The 24,708-nt window shown below is 63.1% G+C and carries 18 protein-coding genes and 1 pseudogene; 7 read left to right on the top strand and 12 right to left on the bottom strand.

Going from position 1 to position 24,708, the window contains the following annotated elements:
* Positions 1–6: 6 nt before the first annotated feature.
* Genes ACS5Q1_RS07385 through ACS5Q1_RS07375 form a run of 3 tightly spaced genes read left to right on the top strand, consistent with a single transcriptional unit; the run spans position 7 to position 2,728 of the window.
* Complete coding sequence (locus ACS5Q1_RS07385; RefSeq protein WP_473097554.1) at positions 7–720, top strand: methyltransferase domain-containing protein; 714 nt, start codon at positions 7–9, stop codon at positions 718–720.
* Entirely contained in the window at positions 717–1,871 is a 1,155-nt protein-coding gene (locus ACS5Q1_RS07380; protein WP_473097553.1) for an NAD(P)/FAD-dependent oxidoreductase, read from the top strand. Before ACS5Q1_RS07385 ends, ACS5Q1_RS07380 begins: the two co-directional genes overlap by 4 nt.
* Entirely contained in the window at positions 1,868–2,728 is an 861-nt protein-coding gene (locus ACS5Q1_RS07375; RefSeq protein WP_473097552.1) for an SAM-dependent methyltransferase, read from the top strand. The genes ACS5Q1_RS07380 and ACS5Q1_RS07375 overlap by 4 nt, the downstream gene beginning before the upstream one ends.
* On the opposite strand, the gene ACS5Q1_RS07370 is transcribed toward ACS5Q1_RS07375, so the two are convergent.
* Complete coding sequence (locus ACS5Q1_RS07370; RefSeq protein WP_203439650.1) at positions 2,725–3,243, bottom strand: ankyrin repeat domain-containing protein; 519 nt, start codon at positions 3,241–3,243, stop codon at positions 2,725–2,727. The two genes, ACS5Q1_RS07375 and ACS5Q1_RS07370, sit on opposite strands and share 4 nt — an antisense overlap.
* A 27-nt stretch (positions 3,244–3,270) precedes the next feature.
* Entirely contained in the window at positions 3,271–4,194 is a 924-nt protein-coding gene (locus tag ACS5Q1_RS07365; RefSeq protein WP_473097551.1) for a nucleoside hydrolase, read from the bottom strand.
* A gap of 81 nt (positions 4,195–4,275) precedes the next feature.
* On the opposite strand from ACS5Q1_RS07365, the gene ACS5Q1_RS07360 reads away from it, so the two are divergent.
* Positions 4,276–6,150, top strand: coding sequence for an adenine deaminase (locus ACS5Q1_RS07360; protein ID WP_473097550.1), 1,875 nt, complete (start codon positions 4,276–4,278; stop codon positions 6,148–6,150).
* A gap of 2 nt (positions 6,151–6,152) precedes the next feature.
* Here ACS5Q1_RS07360 and ACS5Q1_RS07355 read toward each other — a convergent pair whose 3' ends face one another.
* From ACS5Q1_RS07355 to ACS5Q1_RS07330, 6 genes are all read right to left on the bottom strand, one after another.
* A complete protein-coding gene (locus ACS5Q1_RS07355; RefSeq protein ID WP_473097549.1) occupies positions 6,153–7,478 on the bottom strand; it encodes an amidohydrolase family protein in 1,326 nt (441 codons plus the stop codon).
* Positions 7,478–8,545 carry an ABC transporter ATP-binding protein gene (locus ACS5Q1_RS07350; RefSeq protein ID WP_473097548.1) on the bottom strand — a complete coding sequence of 356 codons (1,068 nt, stop codon included), beginning with the start codon at positions 8,543–8,545 and terminating at the stop codon, positions 7,478–7,480. The genes ACS5Q1_RS07355 and ACS5Q1_RS07350 overlap by 1 nt, the downstream gene beginning before the upstream one ends.
* Before the next feature lie 7 nt (positions 8,546–8,552).
* Entirely contained in the window at positions 8,553–9,341 is a 789-nt protein-coding gene (locus ACS5Q1_RS07345) for an ABC transporter permease (RefSeq protein ID WP_473097547.1), read from the bottom strand.
* Positions 9,341–10,189, bottom strand: a complete 849-nt coding sequence (locus tag ACS5Q1_RS07340) for an ABC transporter permease (protein WP_473097546.1) — start codon at positions 10,187–10,189, stop codon at positions 9,341–9,343. Before ACS5Q1_RS07340 ends, ACS5Q1_RS07345 begins: the two co-directional genes overlap by 1 nt.
* Positions 10,190–10,199: 10 nt before the next feature.
* Positions 10,200–11,240, bottom strand: a complete 1,041-nt coding sequence (locus tag ACS5Q1_RS07335) for an ABC transporter substrate-binding protein (RefSeq protein WP_473097545.1) — start codon at positions 11,238–11,240, stop codon at positions 10,200–10,202.
* Between the two features lie 187 nt (positions 11,241–11,427).
* Positions 11,428–12,114, bottom strand: coding sequence for a phosphoribosyltransferase (locus tag ACS5Q1_RS07330; RefSeq protein WP_473097544.1), 687 nt, complete (start codon positions 12,112–12,114; stop codon positions 11,428–11,430).
* A 95-nt stretch (positions 12,115–12,209) separates the two neighbouring features.
* On the opposite strand from ACS5Q1_RS07330, the gene ACS5Q1_RS07325 reads away from it, so the two are divergent.
* Positions 12,210–13,379, top strand: a complete 1,170-nt coding sequence (locus ACS5Q1_RS07325; protein ID WP_473097543.1) for a M20 aminoacylase family protein — start codon at positions 12,210–12,212, stop codon at positions 13,377–13,379.
* Positions 13,380–13,382: 3 nt separating this feature from the next.
* Here ACS5Q1_RS07325 and ACS5Q1_RS07320 read toward each other — a convergent pair whose 3' ends face one another.
* Both ACS5Q1_RS07320 and ACS5Q1_RS07315 read right to left on the bottom strand, forming a co-directional pair.
* Complete coding sequence (locus ACS5Q1_RS07320) at positions 13,383–15,821, bottom strand: helicase-related protein (RefSeq protein WP_473097542.1); 2,439 nt, start codon at positions 15,819–15,821, stop codon at positions 13,383–13,385.
* Positions 15,822–16,103: 282 nt separating this feature from the next.
* Positions 16,104–18,149: a prolyl oligopeptidase family serine peptidase gene (locus ACS5Q1_RS07315; protein ID WP_473097541.1), complete on the bottom strand. Its 2,046-nt coding sequence runs from the start codon at positions 18,147–18,149 to the stop codon at positions 16,104–16,106.
* A gap of 148 nt (positions 18,150–18,297) precedes the next feature.
* On the opposite strand from ACS5Q1_RS07315, the gene ACS5Q1_RS07310 reads away from it, so the two are divergent.
* Positions 18,298–18,672 carry a hypothetical protein gene (locus ACS5Q1_RS07310; RefSeq protein WP_473097540.1) on the top strand — a complete coding sequence of 125 codons (375 nt, stop codon included), beginning with the start codon at positions 18,298–18,300 and terminating at the stop codon, positions 18,670–18,672.
* 37 nt (positions 18,673–18,709) lie between these two features.
* Here the strand turns inward: ACS5Q1_RS07310 and ACS5Q1_RS07305 are convergent.
* Together ACS5Q1_RS07305 and ACS5Q1_RS07300 are read right to left on the bottom strand one after the other, a co-directional pair.
* A pseudogene (locus ACS5Q1_RS07305) lies at positions 18,710–21,855 on the bottom strand (efflux RND transporter permease subunit).
* Positions 21,855–23,060: an efflux RND transporter periplasmic adaptor subunit gene (locus ACS5Q1_RS07300; protein WP_473097539.1), complete on the bottom strand. Its 1,206-nt coding sequence runs from the start codon at positions 23,058–23,060 to the stop codon at positions 21,855–21,857. The pseudogene ACS5Q1_RS07305 and the gene ACS5Q1_RS07300 overlap by 1 nt, the downstream one beginning before the upstream one ends.
* Before the next feature lie 643 nt (positions 23,061–23,703).
* Between ACS5Q1_RS07300 and ACS5Q1_RS07295 the strand changes: the two genes are divergently transcribed.
* Entirely contained in the window at positions 23,704–24,696 is a 993-nt protein-coding gene (locus tag ACS5Q1_RS07295) for a phasin family protein (RefSeq protein ID WP_473097538.1), read from the top strand.
* Positions 24,697–24,708: the final 12 nt, after the last annotated feature.

Here is a 24,708-nt window from a genome sequence, read left to right as displayed (position 1 = left end):
CAAACCATGGGCCGGAGCTTCGCGGAACGCAGCCCCGAGACCGAGTGGATGGACACCGAGTCCGTCAGCCTCGGCGATTACCGTGCCTGCCTGAAGGACCTCGCCACCGTCAATGTCGTGACCATGACCCATGGTCCGATTCTCAAATGGCTCAACCGGGCAACCCGCTCCCTCGCGTCAGACGAGCGCGTGACGATTCTCGATGTCGGATATGGATACGGCGACTTGCTGCGGCGGATCCATGAATGGAGCCGCCGTCGGAACCGGCCCGTCGACCTGATCGGAGTCGATCTCAATCCCATGAGCGAGCCGATTGCCCGCGCTGCGACGCCCTCTGGTGTTTCCATCGATTACCGGACCGGCAATGTCTTCGATTTCAAACCTGAGCACCCGATCGACTTCATCATCTGCTCGCAGACGACGCATCACATGTCGAACGGGGAGCTTGCAGACTTCGTTCGCTGGATAGAGCAGGTCGCCGCGCGCGGCTGGTTCATCGCCGATCTCTACCGCCATCCCATCCCGTTCCATTTCTTCCGCGTTCTGTCCTGGGCCGCCGGATGGCATCGCTTCGTCCAGCATGACGGGCCGATCTCGATAGCCCGCAGCTTCCGTCGGAAGGATTGGGAGGCAATCCTGGCTTCCGCAGGCATCGAACCCGGAGCGGCTCGGATCCGCTGGTATCCATCCTTCCGCCTCTGCGTGAGCCGTTTGAAATGAGCGGAGAACGCAACGAAGAGATCGTGATCGTCGGCGGCGGTCCTGCCGGTGCATCGGTTGCCTGCATCCTTGCAGACGCAGGACGCTGTGCACTTCTGATCGAGCGCGATCCCGAGCCACGGCATAAAGTCTGTGGAGAGTTTCTGAGCATCGAGGCGCAGACCTATCTGGCCCATCTCGGCATCGACCTCGACAGACTGGGAGCAAGCCGCATCGCGCACATTCGCCTCGCCCATGGCCGATATTCGACTGAGGCGGATCTGCCTTTCCGCGCCCGCGGATTGTCGCGCAAGATCCTGGACGAAGCCCTGCTGCAGCAGGCTATGTCCCGTGGAGCCGAGATCCTCCGCGGCGTCGCCGTGAAAGCGATCTCGCCCGAGGGCACAGGCATCTGCCTCGATGCGGGCACCTATGGCGGAATCCAGACGGAGATCCTCTTTCTGGCATCGGGCAAGCATGATGTGCGCGGTGCCAAGCGATGGGCAGGAGGCACGATGAACGATCTCATCGGTTTCAAAGGGCATTATCGGCTGGCCCAAGCACAACAGATCGCGCTTGAAGGTTGTGTCGAGGTGATCCTTTTCACTGGCGGCTACGCCGGACTGCAGCTCGTCGAAGACGGCATCGCCAATCTCTGCCTTGTGGTGACACGACAATATTTCGACGATATCGGCAAGAGCTGGGGCGGGCTGCTCGACCGCATCGCCCATGAATGCCCTCATCTGGGCGAGCGCATGGAGGGTGCAGAGCCGCTCTTCGAACGGCCGCTGTCGATCTTCCAGATCCCTTACGGCTATCTCCATGCCACGGATCCCGGGGAGCCGCGGGGTCTGTTCCGCGTTGGCGACCAAGCCGCCGTGATCCCCTCCTTCACTGGCGACGGCATGTCGATCGCTCTCCACAGCGGCTGCCTCGCCGCCTCGACCTTTCTCGCGCAGGGGCAAGCCAGCTCGATCTTCCACCGCCGGCTTCGGGAGGACATTCAACGCTCGCTCCACTTCGCATCCGCCCTGAACGCCGCCGTGCGCTATCGCCTAGGCCGGCAGGCCGTATTTCATCTCTGTCGCGTATGGCCTGACGCTATGCGCCACATGACATTACTGACCCGGGTGCAGGAAACCTCCGTGACCGGAGCATGTATCACCCGATGATCGTTCCACGGCAGATCCAGACCTCCGCGGACGTTGCCGAGCACTATGACGAACTCGATCCGTTCTATCGCGAGATCTGGGGCGAGCACGTCCATCATGGCCTCTGGATCACTGGTCACGAGACGCCGGATCGGGCGGTCGAAGCACTGATTGCGCATCTGGCGGACGGCTTGGCGTTGGAGCCCGGACAGCACATCTGCGACATCGGCTGCGGCTACGGCGCGACTGCGGAATGGCTCGCCACGCATCATGGCGTGCAGGTCACCGGCATCACTCTGTCCTCGGCGCAACTGCGGCAGGCGGAGCGACGCGCCGCCGGATCGCCCCTTCTCCATTTCATGCGGCAGGATTGGCTCACGAACACGTTCGAGGATGACACCTTCGATCATGTCATCGCCATCGAAAGCTCGGAGCATATGCCGGACAAGCAACGGTTCTTCGACGAAGCGTATAGAGTCCTTCGTCTCGGTGGACGGTTGGCCATCTACGCCTGGCTCGCCCGTGACAATGCTCTTCCATGGGAGGAACGTTATCTGCTGGAGCCGATCTGCCGCGAAGGTCGGCTGCCGGGTTTGGGAACCAAGGCGGAATACTGCGATTGGGCAGCAAAGGCCGGCTTCAGGATCGAGGGGTTCGAGGATCTCAGCGCGAAGGTGCGACGCACTTGGTCTGTCTGCGCCGGACGGGTCGCGAAGAAGCTCCTGACCCATTCGCATTATCGGCGTTACCTGCTCGATGCGCGCTCCAAGAACCGCATCTTCGCCTTGAGCCTCCCGCGCATCTGGCTGGCCTATGCCACAGGCTCGATGCGTTACGGTCTTCTTACGGCCTGCAAGCCGGCCTCGAGCGGGACCTAGAACCGCAGGAGCAGCTCCGCCGTTTCCGCCGCTCCCATGGCACCGGCAAGCTGCGCGGCGGTCAGGCCGCCCGCATCCCGCGCCTGCACATCCGCGCCGCGCGCGAGCAGAACCTCGACGATTTCGCTGCGGTTGAACATGGCCGCGATCATGAGCGGCGTCTTTCCACCGTCGCTGCGGCCATTGACGTCCGCTCCACCGTCCAGAAGGCTCAAGATCGTCGCCATGTCTCCCTTGAAGGCAGCGCCGGCAAGCGGCGTCTGCCCGCGGTCGTTGGCAAGCTCCGGATCGGCGCCATGCTCCATGAGAAGCTGCACCGCATCGGCATGGCCGTGATAGCTCGCGAGCATCAGGAGCGAGTCGCCCTTCTCGTTGCGCAGGTTCGGTGGCAGGCCCATGCGCAGCAAGTCGCCGAGTTCCTGCACCTGCCCTGCCCGCGCATGCTGGAAGACGCGCTGGGCGAAGGCGATGGTTTCCTCGTCCGGTTCCGGCGGCTTGGTCGGGTCATTGTGCATCGCATGCTCTCGAATTCGTCCGATCCTCTAGATAGCGGTCAGCTGCCGCGCGAGAAGATCGAGAGCGGCAGGTGCATCAACCCCCAGGGTGACCTGGACCGGAGATCCATTCTCGTCGATTGCGAGCGCTCCCGCGTTCTCGGCTGCGCCGACATCGACGCTCAGGCGAAGCTCTTCGAGACGGAAGAGATCGGGCGCGAGGGCAAACAGCATCACGCAGGGATCGTGCAGCGGGCGGCTCTCCTGGTGCGTCGCGGCCTCGAAATAGGATTCGATGAGGCTCGCCACCATCGCGGCCGCAGACTCTCCGCTTTTCGAAAGGGCATCCGTAAACTCACGCGAGGCGCGCACGCGCCGGGTCACGTCGAGCGGGATGAGCACGAGCGGCAACCCCGATTCCACGACGGTCGCCGCCGCTTCCGGATCGGCCCAGAGGTTGAACTCGGAGCGCGGACCCACATTGCCGCGCTCGTGGACAGCGCCTCCCATGGCAACGATCCGGCCGATACGCTTCGCCGCATCCGGCTTTTCGAGAACGAGCTGCGCCAGATTGGTGAGCGGTCCGAGAGCCAGCACATCGACGGTGCCCGCCGGCTCTTTAAGCAAAAGTTCCGCGAGCCATTCGACGGCCGGGCGGGCTTCGGGCTCGCGGACGGGCTCGGGCAGATTCACGCTGCCGATGCCGTCCTCACCATGCAGGTTCAGCGGCTCCGGCCCCTCACGCGAGAGAGGTGCTGCAGCGCCTGCGAAGACGGGAATATCCTCCCGGCCCGCGAAGGCCAGAAGCCGGCCCGCATTGCGTGTCGTCGTCTCGATCCCGATGTTGCCGGCCACGGTGGTGATGCCGGCAATCGAAAGCTCCGGCGAGGAGAGGGCCAGGAGGATGCCGATGGCATCGTCGATTCCCGGATCTGTATCGATGACGATCAGGCGGGGTTTTGCATGGGACATGATGGGGGTAGAAACCTTCCTTTGAATCGGCCGCCCCTTATCCGACAGCGGACGGCGTTTGACCATATCCACAGGTGATCTTTGACCCATTCCTCCCCGCTTCCCGACGACCTTCTGGTGAATGCAGCGGATGAGGTGACAATCCGCCAGGATCTCGTTCTGGTCGCGCTGGGCAAGCGCCCTGCGGATATGCTTCTGCGCGTCGGCCGCCTGCTCGACGTTCACACCCGGACCTGGCTCGACGATCAGGAGATCGCCATCCGCGGCCGGCGCATCGCCTGGACGGGGCCGGCGGGATCGTTTCCCGGAACCGCCGCGGCGCGTGCCGAAAGACCGGATCTCAGCGCCGTTCCCGGCTTCGGCGAGGTCCACAAGCATATCGAGAGCTCGCATGTCACGCCGGAATACGAGGCCGCGCTCGTGCTGCCGCGCGGCAACACCTGGACCTGCGAGGCGAGCCACGAATTCTCCAATGTGGACGGCGCCAACAACCTCGCATTCTGGCTCACCGCCCGGCGGCACGGTTCGCCCATGAAAATCTTCCCCCTGCCCGGCTCGGCCGTTCCGCCGACGGCTTACGAATGGGGCGGCGGCTATTACGGCTACGACGAGCAGGCGGGCTTTCTGAAAGAGAGCCTCATGGTCGCCGGCCTCGACGAAGTGATGGACTGGCCGGCCGTCTGGAACCCGGAGAACCCCTCGCACAAGCGGCTCTGGGGCATGGTCCAGGCGACGTTCGAGAAGCGCGGCGTGGTCGAAGGCCATGGCGCGGGCCTGCGCGACCTCGATTCCATCAACGCCTTCGCCGCCGCGGGCCTCGCCTCCGATCACGAGGGTTGGACGGCTGAGGAAGTGTGGGACAAGCTGCGCCACGGCATCTTCATCGAGATCCGACCGCATTCCATGCCGGAGATTCTCCAGGGCCTGATCGAGCGCGGCCTCACCGATTGGTCGCAGGTGGCCTTCGCCACCGATGACCGCAGCGCCTCGGACACGCTCAAAATGGGCGCGACCGATCACAATGTGCGTCTTGCGATCCGATCGGGACTCTCGCCTGAGATCGCGATCCAATGCGTCACCATCAACCCAGCGCGCCATATGCGGCTGACGCCCTGGGTCGGAAGCATCGCGCCTGGACGATTCGCCGACATCGTGCTGCTCGACGATTTGGAGACGCTCTCCATCGCCGAGGTCTGGGCCGACGGGAAGCCCGTTTCGAAGGGCATGAACTATATCGGTCCCCTGCCCGCCATCGACTGGCCGGAATGGGCCTCGAACACGATGAATATCAAGCGCCGTGTCGAACCGAAGGATTTCGCCATCGCCGCCGAGACCGGCCGGGAGACCATGCAGGCGGCTTTGCTGCGCCCCTTCCACTGGCATGACGATTTCATCACCATGGAGCTGCCCGTCGACAGCGGCGAGGTTCAGCGCGATCCGACCCGGAACGTCACCAAGTTTTCCATCGTCGACCGTTTCTCCGGCGAGGCGAAGATCTCCCGCATGTTCTGGCTCGGCTGCGGGCCGAAGACTCCCGATACCGCGGTCGGCTGCACGGTCGCGCACGACAAGCACAATCTCTGGATCGTCGGTTCCTCCGATGAAGCCATGGCGATGGTGGCGAACCGCGTCGCGGAGATCGGCGGCGGCTGGGTCCTCGTCAGCGGCGGCAAGGTGCTGGCGGAAGTGCGCCACGAGATCGGCGGCCTGATGACCCAGCGCCCGGCGGAAGAACTCGATGCCGAGATGCAGCAGCTTTATGCGGCAGCGGAAACAATCGATTGGCTCTATGAGCCGAGCTTCTCGCCGCGCTGGTATCCGGGCTTTCCCGAGCGCTTGCAATTCGCGACCCTGACCTGCGCGCCCTGGCGCTGGGTTCTGGTCGCGCCCTGCGAGGCTGCGCCGCAGGGATTCGTGAACGTGGCGACCGGGCAGGTTCACCCGGTCGTCTGGTAGGATCAGCCGGCGGCGTCGATCCGGGCCATCTCGGCCTTGAACGCAGCGGCGATCTGGCCCGCATCGCGCAGGATCTTCTTGCGCTCCAGGCTCTCGACATTGCGGCCGCGCATGATCCAGCGGCCGCCGACCATCACGTCCTGTACGTCGACCGCCATGGCGGAGAACACGAGCGTAGCGTAGATGTCGTAGATTGGCTGCATGCGCGGCGCCGATACGTCGATGCGGATGAGATCCGCCTGCTTGCCGGGCTCCAGCGAGCCGATGCGGCTGTCGAGGCCGAGCACCTGCGCCCCTTCCAGCGTCGCCATCCGGATCACCTGCGCCGCCGGCATCGGCTTGCGGCTGTGCCCGAGCAGCTTCTGGAACATCGACACCGGGCCGAACTGGCTGAACAGGTCGAGAGTGTTGCCGCTCATCGGCCCGTCGGTGGCGATGCCGACCTTGATGCCGGCGGCGCGCATGGCCTCGATGGGCGCGATGCCGCGCCCCGCCTTGGCGTTCGAGCGCGCGTTATGGGCGACGCGCACATCGGCCTTCGCCATCTGCTCGATCTCGAACGGGTCGATATGCAGGCAATGGGCGGCGATCAGACCGGGGATCAGAAGGCCTGCCTTCTCGACCACCGCGACGGGGCGCAGGCCGTGGTTCTTACGACACCATTCCATCTCGCTGTCCATCTCGGCGAGATGGAGCTGCACCGGCACGCCGGGATGCGCCTCGGCCCAGCGGGCGACGCGAGCCATGATTGCGACATCGGTCGAGTACGGCGCGTGGGGCGCGATGGAAGGAACGATCCGCTCGTGACCGGAAAACACCGAGACGAGCTCCTCGACGAGCGCGAAGCCCTCGTCGATATCCTTGTGGTCCGGCGGATCGAAGGTCGCGAGCGTCTGGCCGACCACGCCGCGCAGGCCGGCCTGGTCCAGAGCCCGCCCGACCTCCGTCTCGTAATAATACATGTCGGCGATGGTGGTGACGCCGGCCTCGATGGATTCGAGCGCGCCGAGGAGCGTGCCGACGCGCACCATCTCCGGCGTCACGAACTTGCGTTCCATGGGCAGCACGTAGCGGAACAGCCGGTCGTCCACGTCCTCGCCAAGGCCGCGGAACAAGGTCATCGCCAGATGGGCATGGGGATTGACCATGCCGGGCATGACCACATCGCCGCCGACGTCGATCACTTCGGCGCCATCCACCTGCGGCGGCTCGCTGGCGCCGAGCGCCCGGATCGTGCCGCCCTCGATATGAATCCAGCCGCCCTCGATGACGCTCATCGCCTCGTCGATGGGGAGCAGGCAGGCGTTCCTGATGAGGATCGAGGCCATCAGCGTGCATCCTCGGCGGCAAGGATCGTGCATTGCTCCGGCATCGGCACGAGCTTCACGTTCGTGCCGGCCTCGAGCGGCGTCGTGAGGCTGCCATTGGCAATCAGATGCCCGGCGGGCGTCTCGCATTGATACTGATAGGCGCGACCGAGATAGGTGCGCAGACCGAGCTGCGCCGGAAGCCCCTCGGCTGCGGGATCTGTCGACACCACCAGACCGTCCGGGCGTGTCGCCAGCAGGAAGGTATCCGGGATACTGCCGAACAGGCTTTGAGACAGCCGCAGTCGCATTCCCGCAGTCTCGGCGGTGACGACGTCGCCGTCGCGGGCGACCACCTTGAGCGAAATGATGTTCTCGAAGCCGACGAAGCGGGCCACGAAGGTGTTGGCAGGGCGCCGGTAGAGCACTTCCGGCCGATCGAACTGCATCAGCCGTCCGGCATTCATGATCGCGACGCGGTCGGAGATCGAGAAGGCCTCCTCCTGGTCGTGCGTGACATAGACCGAGGTGGTGCCGTTGGCCCGCTGGAGTTGGCGGATCTCGACGCGCATGTCGACCCGAAGCTTCGCATCGAGGTTGGAGAGCGGCTCGTCGAACATCAGGAGCGGTGGCTCGATCACGAGCGCCCGGGCGAGAGCGACGCGCTGCTTCTGCCCGCCCGAGAGTGCGCCGGGCGCCCTCTCCGCCAGAGGCGCGAGGCCCACACGCTCAAGCATCGCCATCGCCCGCTTGCGACGCTCGTCCGCGCCGATGCCGCGCTGCTTGAGGCCGAAGGCGACATTGTCGAGAACGGAGAGATGCGGGAACAGGGCGTAGTTCTGGAAGACGAGGCCGATATCGCGTTTGTGGGTCGGCAGCCGCGTCAGGTCGCGCCCGCCGAGCGAGATGGATCCGCTGGTCGGCGAGAGAAACCCGGCGATCAGGCGCAAGGTGGTGGTCTTGCCGCAACCGCTGGCACCGAGAAGCGAGACGAGCTCGCCGGCTTGGACCGAGAGCGAAAGGTCTTCGAGAACCTTGGTCGTCCCGTAATGGGCGGAGACGGCGTTGATGTCGAGAGGCTGTGTCACGTCAAAGCTACTTCGCAAGAAAGGTGAGGCCGAGGGTCCGCTCCACGATGGCCATCACGGCCACGGTGAGGAACATCAGAAGCACGGAAACGGAGGCGACGGTTGGGTCGAAGAACTGCTCCACATGGGCAAGGATCTGGATCGGCAGGGTGCTGATCCCCGGCCCGGTCAGGAAGAGCGAGACCGACACGTCGTTGAGCGAGGTGATGAAGGCGAGGATGAAGGCCGCGATCACCCCTGCCCGCACATTCGGCAGCACGATGGTGAAGAAGGTCTTCACCGGTGCGCTCCCTAAGCTGATCGCCGCCTCCTCGATGGAGAAGTCGAAGGAGGCAAGGCTCGCGCTGATCACCCGCACCACGTACGGGAGCACGATCAATGTGTGCCCGATGAGAAGGGAGAGGAAGATCGGCGCGCCGGTGCCGACCGTCAGCGACTTGAGCAGGGCAAAGCCGAACACGATCTCGGGCACAAGGATCGGCAGCACGAACAGCGTGCCGAGCCATTTCGGCAGCTCGATCCGGAAGCGGTTGAGCGCATAAGCGGCCGGAATGCCGATCAGGAGAGCGATGAGCGTTCCGAGAAGCGCGATCTGCAGGCTCGTGACGATGGTGCGCCGGAAGGCGCTGATCTCGAAGATGTTCGAGAACCAGCGCAGGGACAGCCCCTGCGGCGGGAAGGTCAGGTAGGTGGTGTCGCTCAACGCCGCGCCGACGACGATGACGAGCGGAACCATCAGGAAAAGGTAGACTAGCGCCGTGACGACGATCAGGAGGAAATGAGGTCTGTCGGACATCACGTGGCCATGGGGTTGATGCGGCGGGCGATATGGCTCATCGCGAGAACGATGGAGATGGTGATCACCGTCATGATGGTCGCGATCGTCGAGGCGCCGACCCAGTCGAAGGACACCATGGCGCGTTGCTGGAGCAGGGTCGCGAGCACGGTCTGGCGCTCGCCGCCGAGCAGTTGCGGCGTCGCATAAGCCGTGAAGCTGCCGGTGAAGACGAGCACGGCGCCGACGATGAGGCCCGGCACGGCGAGCGGCAGCAGCACCTGCCAGAAGGTCGCCATCGGGGACGCCCCGAGAGACGAGGAGGCCTGCAGCACGTCCTTGGGGATGTTCTCCAGCACGCCGACGAGGGAGAGAACCATCAGCGGCACAAACAGATAGACCATGCCGACGACGACCGCCCCTTGCGTGTAGAGCATCTCGAGCGGCTCGTTGACGATGCCGAGCGAAAGCAAGGTCTGGTTGAGAATGCCGTTGCGGCCGAGGATGATGAGCCAGGCGAAGGCGCGAACCACGACACCGGTCAGCAGCGGGAACACCGCCGCGACGATGAGAAGGCTCTTCAGCTTGCCCGGCGCTCGTGAGACCACATAGGCCGTCATGAAGCCGAAGATCAGCGAGATGATCGTCGTAAAGGCGGAGATCTGCAGCGTCCGGAACAGGACGGTCGTGCGGAAGCCGCTGTTGAAATAGGAGATGTAGGGGGCAAAGGCTCCACGCGGATCCATGAAGGTCCCCGCGATCACGGCCGCGATGGGCACGATCAGGAACCCGATCACGGCGAGTGTGGCGGGCGCGGTCAGCGCCCACCCTGTTGCGCCGGAACGGCGCCAAAAACGTCTTGCGGTCATGATGGCCGGATTACTTCCCGAAAACCTCGCTCCAAGCGTCGAGCCAGTCGTTCTTGGCCGCATTGAGCTTTTCGTAGTCGAGGCGCTTGAGCGACGCGATCATCTTCGGGCCGTAGGTCCAGCGCGAAGCCTCCTCGGGCGTCAGCTGAACCGCGGTCGCGACCGGAGCGTCCACGCCGCGCTGCGCCAGCGTCTGCTGGATCTTCGGATCGAGGATGAAGTTGATGAACTGGTGCGCCAACTCGGGGTTGGCCGCGCCCTTGGCGATGTTCACCGTGTTGAGGGTGGCGTAGTCGCCCTCCTTCAGCTCGGCCCAGCGCACGGTCGGCACGGCGGCCTGGATCTGGGCCAGGGTGAAGTCCTGCGCCATGGCGACGGAAACCTCGCCGGTCGAGAACAGGTTCACGAGCTCGGAACCAGTATTGTAGTTCTTCACCACGTTCGGTTTCAGCTGCTCAAGTGCCTTAAACGCGGCGCTTTCATCCTTGTAGGGATCGACGCCCGCCTTGTTGGCGGCGACCAGAACCGTCATCGGACCAGCAGTGGTGGTGATGCCGGGCAGCGACACGCGGCGCTTGAGATCGTCACGCCACAGATCGTTCCAGGAGGTGATGGGAGCCGACACCTTGGCGCTGTCGTAGATGATGCCGACACGGCCGATGGTGTAGGCCGGGCCGAACTTGCCCTGCGGCTCCTTGGCGAGATCGTAGATGCCGTTGACGTTCGGGATCTTCGAGCGGTCGATCGGCTGGAACAGACCTTCTTGGATGCCGATCTGCGAGTAGCTGTCGGTGAGATAGACGACGTCCACGCCGCTGCCGCCGCGGATCTTGATCTTGTTCAGGCGGTCGGCGTTGTTACCCGTCTCGAAGACGAGCTCACAGCCACATTGGGCGCGGAACGGCTTGAGAATGATCTCTTCCAGCTTGTCGCCGTTGAAGCCCCACCAGGAAATCGTGAGAGTCTTGTTCTGGGCCATGACCGGAGCGGCAGTCAGCGCCCCCAGAACAAGAGCCATGCTCGCAATCGGTTTCCGCCAACGCCCTACCATCTCAGGATCTCCTAGGTTCTATTGTTTCACAGCCAAGGATATAGGTGCCGATACCCTTCACAAGGGCTATGACTGCCCTACAGGCACCACGCATTAACACAACCACGGCCCTGGGAAAGCCCTGCCCGACCAAGACTTCGCCGACCTTACCGCCATTTTGCCCAAAAAACTTGCAATTCGAGGAAGGCTATTCGGCGGCCCAGCCGCCGGCTGCCGTCCGCGTCAGGCGGGGAGTCCGGAGAACGCCCACGACACGGTCGGGCCATTGTGCGCCGAAAGCCCCAAGCGGCTCCCGCCAGGCCTCGGTCTGCAGCATCGCCGCGCCGATGGCGACGGGCCGCACGCCGCAGGAATCCAGGAGCTTCAGGGCCGCAACGATGGACCGACCGCTGCTGATCACGTCATCCACGAGCAGAACCCGCCGGTTCTCGATCACGGGCAGCATGCGCGGGTCGAGATAGAGGCGCTTGACCTGCTCCGGGCTGGTAATCGAGGTCATCGGTACCGAAAGTTCTTCGCGATACCAGAACTTGCGCGACGTCCCGAGCGGGATATAGCGGCTGTGCCCCAGCTTCTTCGCCGTGCCGCTCGCCAGCGTCAGGCCGAGGGTGGGAAGCCCGATCACAACTTCCGGCTCGAAGGAGGAGACCTTCTCCGCCAGCACGCCGCAGAGCGCATCCTCGACGGCAAACCTCGCCTGGTTGATGATGAGGGAAGCGAGCGCATGCTCCCCGTCCGCGAGCTCGCGGATGGGCAGGCGGAGCTGTCGCCCGTCCTCGAATGCGGCCGGATAGAATCCGCGATGCCCCTCGGCCGGATCGCTTGCGAAGGTCGCAGGCGGGTGGATCTCCTGCCAGAAATCGTGAGGCTGCATCGCTCGTTTCTTTCCGCTCTCAAGACAAGGGCAATTGTGGCCCGGTCGTCACCGCGCTATCGAACGGGCTGCCATTGCCCCAGGACGACAGCACGATGCCCGAACAGAATCTCATCCAGGCCGACCTATCATTCCTGCGCAGCCTCCGCCAAGACCTGCATGCTCATCCGGAGCTCGGTTTCGAGGAGGAGCGGACAAGCGGCATCGTCGCCGCCCTGCTGGAGGAGGCCGGCCTTCGCGTGCATCGGGGTCTGGGCAAGACGGGCGTCATCGGCACGCTGCAGGTCGGCAGCGGCACGCGAACCATCGGCCTTCGTGCCGACCTGGATGCGCTGGCCATGCCGGAACAGGCGGAGCGGCCTTACAAGTCAAAATTTCCTGGCAAGATGCATGCCTGCGGCCATGACGGGCATACGACCCTATTGCTCGGGGCCGCACGCCATCTGGCCAGAACCCGCAACTTCTCCGGGACAGTGCATTTCATCTTCCAGCCGGCAGAGGAAGGTCGCGGCGGGGCGAAGAAGATGGTGGAGGACGGGCTCTTCGAACTCTTTCCCTGCGATGCAGTCTATGGGCTGCACAACATGCCAGGTCTCGCCATCGACGAGATGGCGGTGACGGTCGGCCCGCAACTCGCCTCGTCCGATACCTGGCATGTCACCTTCAAGGGCATCGGCACCCACGGCGCGAAGCCGCATCTCGGCAAGGACCCAATCACGGCGAGCGGGCATTTCCTCTCCGCCCTGCAGAGCATCGTCGGACGTATGGTCAACCCATTACAGCCCGCTGTGGTGAGCGCCTGCTCGGTCCAAGCCGGTGATCCGCGGGCGCTCAATGTCATTCCGGATATCGTGGAGATCGGGGGAACGGCTCGGGCCTATTCGGCGGAGGTCCGCGACCAGCTCGAAGTGGAAATCGAGCGTTTAGCCCGAGGCGTCGCGGCGATGTTCGGCATTGAGGTTTCTTATGAATTCCGCCGTCGCATTCCGCCAGTCATCAACCATGTGGACGCGACAGCCCGCGCCCTCAAGGCGGCGCAGGCTGTGTGTGGTGCCAAGGTGGTGATCGATTTCGAGCCATCGACGGCGGGCGATGATTTCGCTTTCTTCGGCGAATTCGCGCCTGGAGCCTATGTTTGGCTGGGCAACGGCCCGGCCGTCGATGGAGCGCTGCATCACAACACGGCCTACGACTTCAACGACGAAGCCATTCCGACCGGCGTCGCGTTCTGGGTTGCTCTCGTGGAGCAGGAACTCGCAGTCTGAGGATTACCGTCTTCTGACCCGATACTGCTCGACCTCTGCCGTCTCGGCCGCACCCCGGGCGCGCCGATTCTTTCGCTGCCGCTGTGGCTTCTCGCCTCTGCCGCGCCGCAATTTCTCATCGGGTTTGCGACGATGGGAGACGGAGGTGGCAACGAGCTTTTCTTCGATCTTCTCGTTGAGGCTCGCGCGCAGCTCGACCACAACGTCTACATCCTCGAAGACATCCGGATAGCGTTGAGCCAACCAGAGCCAGCTGGTGGCAATCTTCACCCTGGCTTCAAGCTTCAGAAGATCCGTGTTCACACCGAAGTCCGGCGCCTGGACGCGCCCATCGCGCGCATGCTGCCGCGCCCAATCGAGCAGCAGTTCGACAGCCAGTTGCTCCCGCGTATCGACCGGTGCCATCGCGTAGGACAGCCGGTCAAGGATCGGCATGTCGACCGTATCGAGAAGCGTCGCCAGCTCGATCATCTCCTCCATATCGGCCATGCGCAGATCCGGGTGTCCGGCCACAAGCGTGTCATTCAGGTGGCGGAGAACACGGCCGAGCCGGTCGGTCTGCAGCACCTCGCTTGCCGAGAGCACCGTCTCCTGGTTCGGTCGGACATAGGCCTTGCCTCGCAGCTTTGCGGCATCGCCATTCAGCGCGTTACGAATGACGGTCTCGACCTGGGCATAGGCGCCTGCATCCTGCAGCGCGGTCACAAGCCCTTCGTCATGGTGGCCGAAGCGCCCTGCCCGGCCTGCAATCTGTTTGACCTCCATGGCGGTGAGCTGGCGCTCGCGCATACCGTCGAACTTGCGCAAGGTCGAGAACACGACTCTCCGAAGCGGGCCGATATTCAGCCCCATGCCGATGGCATCCGTCGCGACGAGGATTTCCGCCTCGCCGTTGCGGAACCGCGCAGCCTCCGCCCGGCGAACTTCGGGACCTAATGCACCATAGACCGTCGCAACAGTGCGCCCCGCCGCGACCAGACGTGTTCGCAGGTCGTGCACGTCCCGGCGGGTAAAGGCCACCACCGCATCACCGCGCGAGAGCTTGTTGAAATTGGCGGGAACACCCTCCACGCGAAGCTTGCCCTTGCGCTTGAGGATCTTCACCTCCAGCGGCTCGCCGGTCATGGCGACAAGATGCTCGACGACGGGGATTGCCTCCGGCGCGCCGGTCAGCACGACGAGATGAGCAGGCGCACCGATCATGGCCTGCGTCCAGGCCCAGCCACGGCTGGAATCGTCCAGCATCTGAATCTCGTCGATCACGCAGACATCGACGACACGATGCAGGTCCAGTGTCTCGATGGTACGGGCGATATGCGTTGCGCCTTCCGACAGAACCCGTTCCTCGCCCGTGATCATGCCGGCTGCAAAGCCGTCCCCGCTTAAGCGTTCATAGTGCTCGAGCGCGAGAAGTCGCAGGGGCGAGAGGATTTCGGCGGTCTCGGCTTCCCCGGCAAGCTTGAGAGCCTCGTGGGTCTTACCCGAATTGGTCGGGCCCGCGAGGAACAGGAACCGACGGTTCAGAGAGCGAGCAACCGGGAAGATTGCTGCATAGCGCTCATAGCCCGATGCCTCGCGGATCTGCGCCTCGCGCAGATGCCGGAGTCGTCTCGCGGCTGCCCGGGAGCGGAAGTCGTCGAGCTTTTGCCGCAGCGTGCGTCCTGCTCCTGCCGGACCACTCTTGTCCGAGGCGTGGATACGATCGAGCTTATCGAGAGCCGTACGAATGCCGCCGAGAATGGCCTGGCGTTCCTCCGGATCCTCATAGGCATCCAGATAGGTTTCGAGCTCGTCGCGCCAGCCTTCAAGTTCCCGCTCGCAGGCCTCGAAGGTTTCATCCCGCAATTCGACGAGCCTGGCTTCGAGCGCTTCCGAGGCGGCGGCAAGCTCGTTGTGCTCCACGCGAGCTGGCGAAAGCACGACAGCAGCGACTTCCAATGGTTCAGCGAAGGCAAATTCGATGGCGATGTCGATGGGAGCGCTGTTCGGCAGGATCTCCATCGGCTTGCTGAAGACAGCCTTGTACCCCGCGAACACGCGCTCCGGCTTCCGGCGGCCGCGTTCGATCTTACGAATGTCCTCGGCAATGAAGAGCCCCGTGTTCTTTCGAACGGGCGCGAGAATGCTCTGCCGGCGACGATGGTTAGCATCGTCAACGGGTTGCAAAGCGTCATCCTCCGAAACCTTCCGACGGACCGGGGTAGGACTTTCAGGCCCGCCACCTGTCTGCGCTCGCCAAGCCGGAACCTCCGCCGCCAGCTGAGCAACGACGTCCGGATCGAACAGGGGCGCTTCGTATTTGTGTCCGCGCTTCTGGAATGTTCGCCGCTCAGCCACCGGGATCAGTCCGGCCTCAATCCAGCGTTCGCATTCAGCGGCGCTGGCGAGCAGGATCCCTGGCAGATGATTGAGGCTGACGAGATTTTTCGACTTCTTGGACATTCAAACTTTCACATGCCGGAGCCACTGGTTGCCGCTCCGGCCCTATTAAGGCGCCTGCTCACGGTTCCGGCTTCATGCCAGAATCAACACTGGAAAGGCGCAAATGTTTTCGGGTGACGATGCTCGCTTTAGCCGGGGTCGGCCCACAATGTCTCCGAATGAGGCTAAAGCATTGAGCTGTCGAATCTTTCTCTCCCTATGTGTTGACGGCAGAATACAATATCAAGGTCCTGTCTGACGATGATCGCCCCTCATCCGCAACGCATTGTCCCCTGCCGCGTTTCAGGCGCCAGCCTCCCCGGCGAGCGTCCTCTTGAGAAAGGACAATCCCAGAGCCGAAAGGAAGGCCGCCTGCTCCTTGTTCGCCGCGCCGTGCCCGCCGTCATCGGGCTCGTAGAAGAAGACCGGCTGCTTCATGGCTTCGAGCTTGGCCGCCATCTTGCGGGCGTGACCGGGATGGACACGATCATCCCGTCGCGATGTGACCAGGAGTACCGGCGGATAGCTCCGCCCTTCCTCCAGGTTCTGATAAGCGGAAAAACCCGCCATATAGGCCCAGTCCTCGGGCAGATCTGGATCGCCATATTCGGCCACCCAGCTCGGGCCGGCGAGCAGCTGCGTATAGCGCTGCATGTCGAGGAGCGGCACGGTGCACCAAATCGCTCCGAAGAGATCAGGATAGCGGGTCAGCATGTTGCCGACGAGCAAGCCTCCATTCGAGCCGCCATAAGCCGCAAGCTGCCTCGTCGTCGTAACGCCGCGTCTCAGGAGATCCTGGGCGATGGCGGCGAAATCGTCATGAGAGAGACGCTTGCCCTCGCGCATGCCCGCCTTGTGCCAGGCCGCCCCGAACTCGCCGCCGCCTCGGATATTGGCGACGACCCAGACATTGCCGCGCTCCAGCCATGTCTTGCCGATACCGCCGAGATAGCCCGGAGTCATGGAGACCGAGAAGCCGCCATAGCCGTAGAGCACGGTCGGGCGAGGGTCGCTCTGTTCCCTCGGTCCGATCTGGTAATAGGGTATGCGCTCGCCATCCACGGACACGGCCTCATATCGTGTCACCTCAAGACCCGAGGGATCGAAGGCGGCAGGTGCTTCCTTGAGTATCTCGATCCGCTTGTCCTCGGTCACGAGGGCCAGTTTCGTGGGTTCGGTGAAGCTCGAAATCGAGAGCAGGAATTCGTCCGTGCGTTCGAGCTGGCTCGCATCGAGCGACATGGCGTTGACAGATGCGGTATCCGGCAGCCCCTCCAGCCGCTCCAAGTGCCAGGGGGCACCAGGCATGCCAAGCCAGATCTGGCTGGCTAGATTGTCGAGCACCGTCAGAACCAGTCTGGATTTGGTCCACCAGAACCCGGAGAGAACCCGCCTCGGGCCGGGCTCGAACAGCACCTCGAAATTCCGATCGCCATCCATGAAGCGCGAGAAGCTGATCGCCAGCAGGGCATCGGCCGGATAGGTGCCCTCCGGCAAAGCCCAATCGCTCTTGAGCTTCACGACCAGCCAATCCTTTTCCACGTCGAAGCGGGCATCGAGCGGGAGGTCGATGAGGAGTGGCGCGCCATCGTCCTGCGCGAGATAGCTGATCCCTTCCTCGAAGGTGATCTGGCGGCGGTAGAAAGTGCGTTCGTAACCCGGCTCCAGGTCGACGGAGGCCGAGATATAGATGTCGCTGGCTTCGCCCTCGAAGAGCACCGGAGCCTGCATGAAGTCAGAACCACGATGCCATAGGCGTACGGTGCGTGGGTAACCGGATGCCGTGGCGGAATTCTCCCCAAGCGTCGTCGAAACCAGGAGCCGATCCCTGTCGAGCCAGGTCGCCCCGCCTTTCGCCTCCTGCAGCATGAAACCATCCTCGACAAAGCACTTCTCGACGAGGTCGAATTCGCGGATCTCGACGGCATCGGCCCCACCGCGGGACAGGCTGACCAAGCCATAGCGCTGCTCTGGCTGGAGCGTGCCGCAGCCTTTCCAGACCCAGTCTTTTCCCTCCTGCTGAGCCAGTGCATCGATGTCGAGCACGGTCTCCCACGCGGGTTCCGCCTTGCGATATTCGTCCATCGAGGTGCGTCGCCACAGGCCACGCACATAGGTGACATCCTGCCAGAAATTGTAGAGCCGGCCGCGCCTTCTGGTGATGAAGGGAATGTTGTCCGCCCGGGTCGAGATTTCGTAAATCGTCCGCTTGTCCGCCTCGAACGCCGCATCGCACAGGGCAGCTTTCGTGATCTCGTTTTGAGCGCGCACCCAGGCGAGAGCTTCCTTGCCCTCCACATCCTCCAGCCAGAGATAGGGATCGGGACGTTCCTGCATCCGTTCGGCCATGGCTGTGAGTTCCGTTCGGTTTGATGATGTCGGGCGGGCGAGAATCGATCGTAAGGATTATTGGTCAGGCAGAGCCACGGGCGACATTTTGCCCAGAACCGAACGGATCACCATCCGTTGACGATAAAATCATTTGAAGGGGGCCATTATGGATCCGTTCGTATCCGCACTCGAAGAACTTGCCGAAGCCCTGATGGCCGGTGAAGACCCGGAACAGGCCCTGCCTGACATTGCCGAGGAGCACGGTCTTCCGATCCCGGCCCTGCGCAATCGCGCCGTGCGAGCGCTCGGACCTCTCGAAACCTACAAGCAGCGTCAGGCGGAGCTGAAGAAGGAACGGGAGCAGACCGCGAGACGCCGGGACCCGGTTTTTGCAGGTGCTTCCTTCCTGGCTGCGGTCGCAAGCCTCAGCCCAAAGCTGTCTCCTGAAGAAAGGCAGGCCGAGATCCAGCGTCTGGCCGAGGAGTACGATGTCGATCCCGCCGCGCACAAGGAGGCCATCGAGCGGTTGCGCAAGCGCTGACGATCCGGGCACTGTTCCCAGCGCCTGGCCCTCGGCTCTAAACCTCTTTCGCTGGTGCGGATTCAGGCCTCACCGGGCCGGCTGCCTTGTCGGCCTGTTTCCGCTCCCGCGTCACCAGACGGAAGAACAGCGGCACGAAGAGAATAGCGAGGAAGGTCGCAGCCAGCATGCCGCCGATGACGCCGGTGCCCACCGAGTGCCGGCTTGCCGAACCGGCGCCCGTCGAGATCGCGAGCGGCACGACGCCGAGGATGAAGGCGAGCGACGTCATCACGATGGGACGGAAGCGCAGGCGCGCCGCATCCATGGCGGCATCATAGACGGTTTCCCCTGCCCGGTAGCGCTCGGCCGCGAATTCGACGATCAGGATCGCATTCTTGGCCGCCAACCCGATGAGCGTGACAAGCCCGACCTGGAAATAGATGTCGTTCTCGATGCCACGCAGCCAGATGGCCAGGATGGCACCGAAGACGGCAAAGGGCACGGCCGTGATGACGGCAAACGGCAGGGACCAGCGCTCATATTGCGCCGCCAGGATCAGAAACACCATCACGAGACCCAAGAGGAACCCCCGCGATCCGGTTCCTGCCGATTGCAGTTCCTGATAGGCCGATCCGACCCAACCGATGGAATAGTCGGAGGACAGGTTCTGCGACACGATCTGATCGATGGCGGCGATCGCCTGCCCCGAGGAATATCCCGGCGCCGGATTGCCTTGAATCTTCGCAGCCGGAAACACATTGAACCGGTCCACCACATCCGGACCGACGATGCGAACGGTGGACAGAAGGACATTGAGCGGAACCATGGTGCCCCTGTCGGAGCGAACGTACACGTATTGCAGATCGTTCGGCGTCATTCGGAATTCGGGCTCGGAGGAGAGGCTCACCCGATAGGTACGTCCGAACAGAGTGAAATCGTTGACGTAAAAGCTGCCGAACGTGCTCTGCATCGTGGCGAAGATTTCCGAGATCGGAACGCCGAGCGCCTTTGCCTTGTCGCGGTCGACATCGATCCGGTACTGCGGCACGTTCGTGTTGAAGGTCGTGGAGACGCCTGAGAGCTCCGGCCGCTGCCGGGCGGCCTGAACCACCTGTTGCGCCGCCTGCGAGAGACTCTCGAGAGAGCCGCCCGACCGGTCCTGCAGGTAGAACTCGAAGCCGCCGGTCGTGCTCATGCCCGTGATGGGCGGCGGGTTGAAGCCGAAGACGATTCCATCCCGGAAGTTCACATTGAGAGCGGCGAATGCCGGAGCGAGATTGCGCGCATCGAGCCGGGGATCGGTCCGCTCCGACCAATCCGTGAGGGTCACGAAGGAGACGCCGGAATTGGTCTTCTGCGCATTGGACAGGAGATCGAACCCGGCAATCGTCACAACGTCGGCGACGGCGGGATTCCGCTTCAGCTCCTCGCTCACCTTCGCGGTAATGTCGAGGGTGCGGTCGAGGGAGGCTGCAGGCGGCAACGCCGTCACGACGAAGAGATTTCCCAGATCCTCCGCCGGCACAAGCCCGCCGGGCACCCGCTCGAACAGCCACCAGGTCGCGCCAAGCATGCCACCGATGAGCAGAAGAGCGATTGCGGCATGGCGCAGAAAGAAGGCCGTCCCCGAGGTGAAGGTGTGCGTCACCAATCGAAGCCCCGGTTGAAGACGCGGAATGGAAGCCACGGCTCGCTGTGCCCCTCCTTGAGGAGAAGCGCGCATAGAGCGGGAGTCAACGTAAGCGCCACGATGCCGGAGATCACCACCGATACCGCGATCGTCACGGCAAACTGCCGGTAGAGTTCGCCTGCGAGGCCTCCGAGGAAGGATACTGGGATGAAGACGGCGCAGAGGACGAGCACGACCGCGATCACCGGCCCGCTCACCTCCTGCATGGCCTGGATAGCCGCCTCCCGTGGCGCCTTATGCTCGGTCGACATGATGCGTTCGACGTTCTCCAGCACGATGATGGCATCGTCGACCACGATGCCGATGGCAAGGATAAGGCCGAAAAGCGTGAGGAGGTTGACCGAGAAGCCGAGCGCATACATGCCAGCGAAAGTGCCGACGATGGAAACCGGCACGGCCAGAAGCGGGATCAGGGTCGCGCGCCAGTTCTGCAGGAAGAGAAACACCACGAGCACGACAAGCACGATGGCCTCGATGAAGGTTTTGACCACCTCGTCGATGGAGACCTCGATGAACTTCGTCGTGTTGTAGGGTACGTCGTAGCGCAGCCCGTCGGGGAAGCGCTGCGCGAGCCGGTTCATCGCCGCATCGACAGCCCCGGAGACATCGAGCGCATTGGCGCCGGGCTGGAGATAGATCCCGATCGGCACCGTCGGAGACCCGTTCAGGGTCGCCACGGTGGAATAATTCAGCGAACCGAGCTCCACCCGCGCCACATCCTTCAGCCGCAGCGCACCGCCGTTTTCATCGGAGCGCAGGACGATCTGCTCGAATTCCCGGGGATCCGCGAAGCGGCCCTGGGTCGTGACGGAATAGGTGAAAGCCTGCCGGCTCGGTGTCGGCTCCTCCGCGAAGCGCCCGGCGGCGAATTGCGCGTTCTGCTCGCGGACAGCGGCGGCAACGTCTCCGGGGGTCAGATTGTACTGCGCGACCTTGTCGGGGCGAAGCCAGATGCGCATGGAATAATCCGATGCGCCGAAAAGGGAGGCATCGCCGACACCGGGAGTGCGACGCAACTCGTCGATGATGTTGATAAGCGCGTAATTGGAAATGTAGATCGTATCGAAGCGCCGGTCGGGCGAGGACAAGGTCACGATCTGCAGGATCGAGGATGATCGCTTGGTCACCGTCACGCCCTGCCGTCGCACCTCTTCAGGCAGGACCGCCATCGCGCGTTGAACGCGATTGTTGACGTTGATGGTGGCTTGGTCGGCATCCGTGCCGGTCTGGAAGTAGACCGACAGGCTCATGGTCCCCGAGCCAGTCGAGGTCGATTGCATGTAGATCATGTCCTCGACCCCGTTGACCTGCTGCTCCAATGGAGCAGCGACGGTCTCGGCAATGGTCTCGGCGCTCGCCCCCGGATAGGTCGCCGAGACCACGACTTGAGGCGGAACGATCTCAGGATATTGCGCAACCGGCAGAACCCGCATGGCGATCAGGCCGATGAGCACGATCGCGATGGAGATGACCGAAGCAAAGATCGGGCGGTCGATGAAGAGTTTCGAAATCATGGCCGTGCCCCAGCCGTGGGGGCACTCGGGGTGCCCGTGGTCTGCACGGCCGGAGGATCCACTTGCACCGGCCTGACGGGCTGGCCTGGCCGGACGCGGATCACACCATCGACGATCACCCTTTCGCCACCCTTCAGGCCTTCCTGCACCACCCAGCCCGCTGCGAGTTCAGGGCCCAAGCGGATCGGGCGCGCCTGTGCCACATCGTTCTCGCCAAGAACATAGGCAAGAGGTCCCTGCGGCCCCTGGCTGACAGCCTGCTGCGGGACGACGATCGCATCGGGCAAGGTTATGCCGATCAGCCTCACCCTGACGAACTGACCCGGCAGCAATACATTATCCGGATTGGGAAAGACGGCCCTCGCCTGAATCGTCCCGGTCTGCAGGTCGACTCGTTGGGCTGCCGTATCGATCCTCCCGGTCTGGGAATATTTCGTCTGAGTGGCGAATTGCAGCTCGACCTTCAGATCCTTTTCGGAGAGCGGCTTTTCCCGCCTCTCGTTCAAGACGCGGAACGCCCTGTTTTCCTCATCGGTAAAGGAGAAGTTCACATAGGCCGGATCGATCTGGGAGATCGTGGTCAGAAGCGTCTGCTGTGCCTGGATGAGCGCACCGACCGGCGGCGACTCCAGAGCCGTGATCCCAGTTCCGGGCGCGGTCACCGTCGTGTAGCCCAGATTCAGCTTGGCATGCTGGATCTCCGCTTCGGCGAGCTGGACGCCGGCCCGAGATTGATCCCGCTGGGAACGGGCATCCTGGAGCTGCGCATCTGTGGACACACCGCGGCGAACGAGCTGGTCTACCCGGTTGAAATTCTCCTCCGCTTGGCGGACAGCCGCCTGAGCCTGCAGCAGCTGGGCCTCCGCCCGGCTCAACGCCACCTGATAGGGGGCGGGATCGATCCGGAAGAGCACCTGGTCCTGCGCGACCCGCGCGCCCTCGTCAAATTCGCGTTGGAGGAGGAGCCCGCCGACGCGCGGGCGGACTTCGATATCGCGAAAGCCGGAGACCCGGCCTGCATAGTCTACCGGGTATGGCACTTCGGCCGGCTGGACAACGATGATTCCAACCTGGGGCGTTGGCAACGCGGAAGCCCCCGATGCCTGTTGCGAAGGCGGCTGTTGAGAGCGGAATAGGAAGAAGTAGACGCCTGCCGCGAGAACCAGACCGGCGACCGCGATGAGGAGGATGCGTTTGACCACCTTGCCCTCCATATTTTTTTGAGGCGGGCTGCCCCATCGAAGGAGCCGACCTTCGTCGACGCCAAGGGCGAGCCGTAGGCAGCAGATCTCCGACCTGAAGCATGAACACCTTGGCTGTACGCGAGTTCCGCTGCATTCGGTTTCCGGCCCCGAAAGCACCTGTCGTCAGCATACTGCGGCACTTTAACGTGTGTTAACAAAATATTTCCTTGTGTCGGGTTTCTGACAGACGAACGGCCGCGCTCCGGTATCATTCGCCTCAAACACAGAATGAACACATCGCAGGGGGCACAATCATGGCCATCCGTGCGCTTCCCATATCTTCATAGAAGGTCATGGGCCGTGCCGGACCATGGAGTGCTGAATGAAGAGCAGAAAAAGAAAGCCCACTTCCTCTGAGCCTCGGCGCACAGCCAAGCTCGAGCGGGAACTCAAAGCCATCGAAGCTCAAATCGTACTTCTGGAAAAAGACGCGAACCTGGATCTCGCAACACAGGACCATTTCGTCCTCTGGAGACGGCCGAACCTCTTTGCGCCCTGGCCGTTAGGCCTTCAGCACTAGGCAGAATCCCTTCACCTTTCAGCGTCGGAACGTCTTCGCTCGATGCTGAACCATGTCCTATCTGAACCTCGAGAGCAACTGATGACCACGCGAAAAATCACTCATGCGCCGCCTGACCGGGCACGCGAACTCTTCGACAAACTTCTCGCAACCTCCGACAGCGCCGTCAAAACCCGCGAGCGCCTGTTCGCAGATCTGAGGGAAGAGCTGAAACTTTTAGCAGCTCTTCAGGAGCAGCATCTCCTGCCGGTCCTTCGCCGGCATGAGATGGAGGATCTTGTGCGGCAGGCTATCGACGACAATGAGGAAACCGCTGCGCTTCTGACGGACCTGGAGCGCATGCCCAAGGACAGCGGCGCGTTTCTCAGCAAGGTGGCCGAGCTGAGAACAGTGTTCCAGCAGCATATTCGGGATGACAGGAAGGAACTGCTTCCAGCCGTGCTCAAGGTTCTGAGTGAAGACGAGGCGGAAGCGGTCGTCGAGAAAGTGGAGAATGCAGTGGCAGCGATTGACGAAACGAAGCGGTCTGAAGCCCAGCGCACCCGTGAGCAGATCGAAACGGTCCAAAGCGTGGCCGGCGACCTTGCCGATACCGTGCGCGCAGGAACGAAGAACGCGCAAAGCATCGCCCAGGCGATGCAACAGGTCGTGGAGAACAGCTTCGGAGCGTTCTCTGAATTGGCCCGAAGCTCGACAGGTCAAGCAATGCAGATGTTCAGTCGCTCTGGTGGGGAATCTCGCGGACTCGCCGAAGAGGCATCAGAGAAATTCAAGGCCATGGCCCAATCCAATACGGTCCTGGTGCGAGGCTTCCAAGACGTCTCACGGGAATGGTTCGAGTTAAGTCAGAAACGCCTGCAAACGAATCTCGAGGGGTGGAACGCCCTCGCCCGCTGCCGATCCGTAAACGACCTTGTTGCGGTTCAAAGCTCTCTCATCCGGGACAACCTGGAGCAGACCGTCGACAACAGCCGGCGCATTGCCGAACTTACGATTCAGGTGGCCGACGAAGCGACGCGGACCGCGACGCTCCAGGCGAAGCAGGCGGGACAGCGGGTCAGTCGCGCCGCCTGATTCCGATTGCGC

Source organism: Microvirga sp. GN3, from assembly GCF_055792825.1.
Note: the sequence above shows the minus strand (reverse complement) of the source record. Positions and strands in the feature narration are given on the sequence as shown.

Coding starts and splice junctions, on each gene's coding strand:
- ACS5Q1_RS07385 (WP_473097554.1), top strand. CDS start 7: ATGGGCCGGAGCTTCGCGGAACGCAGCCCCGAGACCGAGTGGATGGAC.
- ACS5Q1_RS07380 (WP_473097553.1), top strand. CDS start 717: ATGAGCGGAGAACGCAACGAAGAGATCGTGATCGTCGGCGGCGGTCCT.
- ACS5Q1_RS07375 (WP_473097552.1), top strand. CDS start 1,868: ATGATCGTTCCACGGCAGATCCAGACCTCCGCGGACGTTGCCGAGCAC.
- ACS5Q1_RS07370 (WP_203439650.1), bottom strand. CDS start 3,243: ATGCACAATGACCCGACCAAGCCGCCGGAACCGGACGAGGAAACCATC.
- ACS5Q1_RS07365 (WP_473097551.1), bottom strand. CDS start 4,194: ATGTCCCATGCAAAACCCCGCCTGATCGTCATCGATACAGATCCGGGA.
- ACS5Q1_RS07355 (WP_473097549.1), bottom strand. CDS start 7,478: ATGGCCTCGATCCTCATCAGGAACGCCTGCCTGCTCCCCATCGACGAG.
- ACS5Q1_RS07345 (WP_473097547.1), bottom strand. CDS start 9,341: ATGTCCGACAGACCTCATTTCCTCCTGATCGTCGTCACGGCGCTAGTC.
- ACS5Q1_RS07340 (WP_473097546.1), bottom strand. CDS start 10,189: ATGACCGCAAGACGTTTTTGGCGCCGTTCCGGCGCAACAGGGTGGGCG.
- ACS5Q1_RS07335 (WP_473097545.1), bottom strand. CDS start 11,240: ATGGTAGGGCGTTGGCGGAAACCGATTGCGAGCATGGCTCTTGTTCTG.
- ACS5Q1_RS07330 (WP_473097544.1), bottom strand. CDS start 12,114: ATGCAGCCTCACGATTTCTGGCAGGAGATCCACCCGCCTGCGACCTTC.
- ACS5Q1_RS07325 (WP_473097543.1), top strand. CDS start 12,210: ATGCCCGAACAGAATCTCATCCAGGCCGACCTATCATTCCTGCGCAGC.
- ACS5Q1_RS07320 (WP_473097542.1), bottom strand. CDS start 15,821: ATGTCCAAGAAGTCGAAAAATCTCGTCAGCCTCAATCATCTGCCAGGG.
- ACS5Q1_RS07315 (WP_473097541.1), bottom strand. CDS start 18,149: ATGGCCGAACGGATGCAGGAACGTCCCGATCCCTATCTCTGGCTGGAG.
- ACS5Q1_RS07310 (WP_473097540.1), top strand. CDS start 18,298: ATGGATCCGTTCGTATCCGCACTCGAAGAACTTGCCGAAGCCCTGATG.
- ACS5Q1_RS07295 (WP_473097538.1), top strand. CDS start 23,704: ATGACCACGCGAAAAATCACTCATGCGCCGCCTGACCGGGCACGCGAA.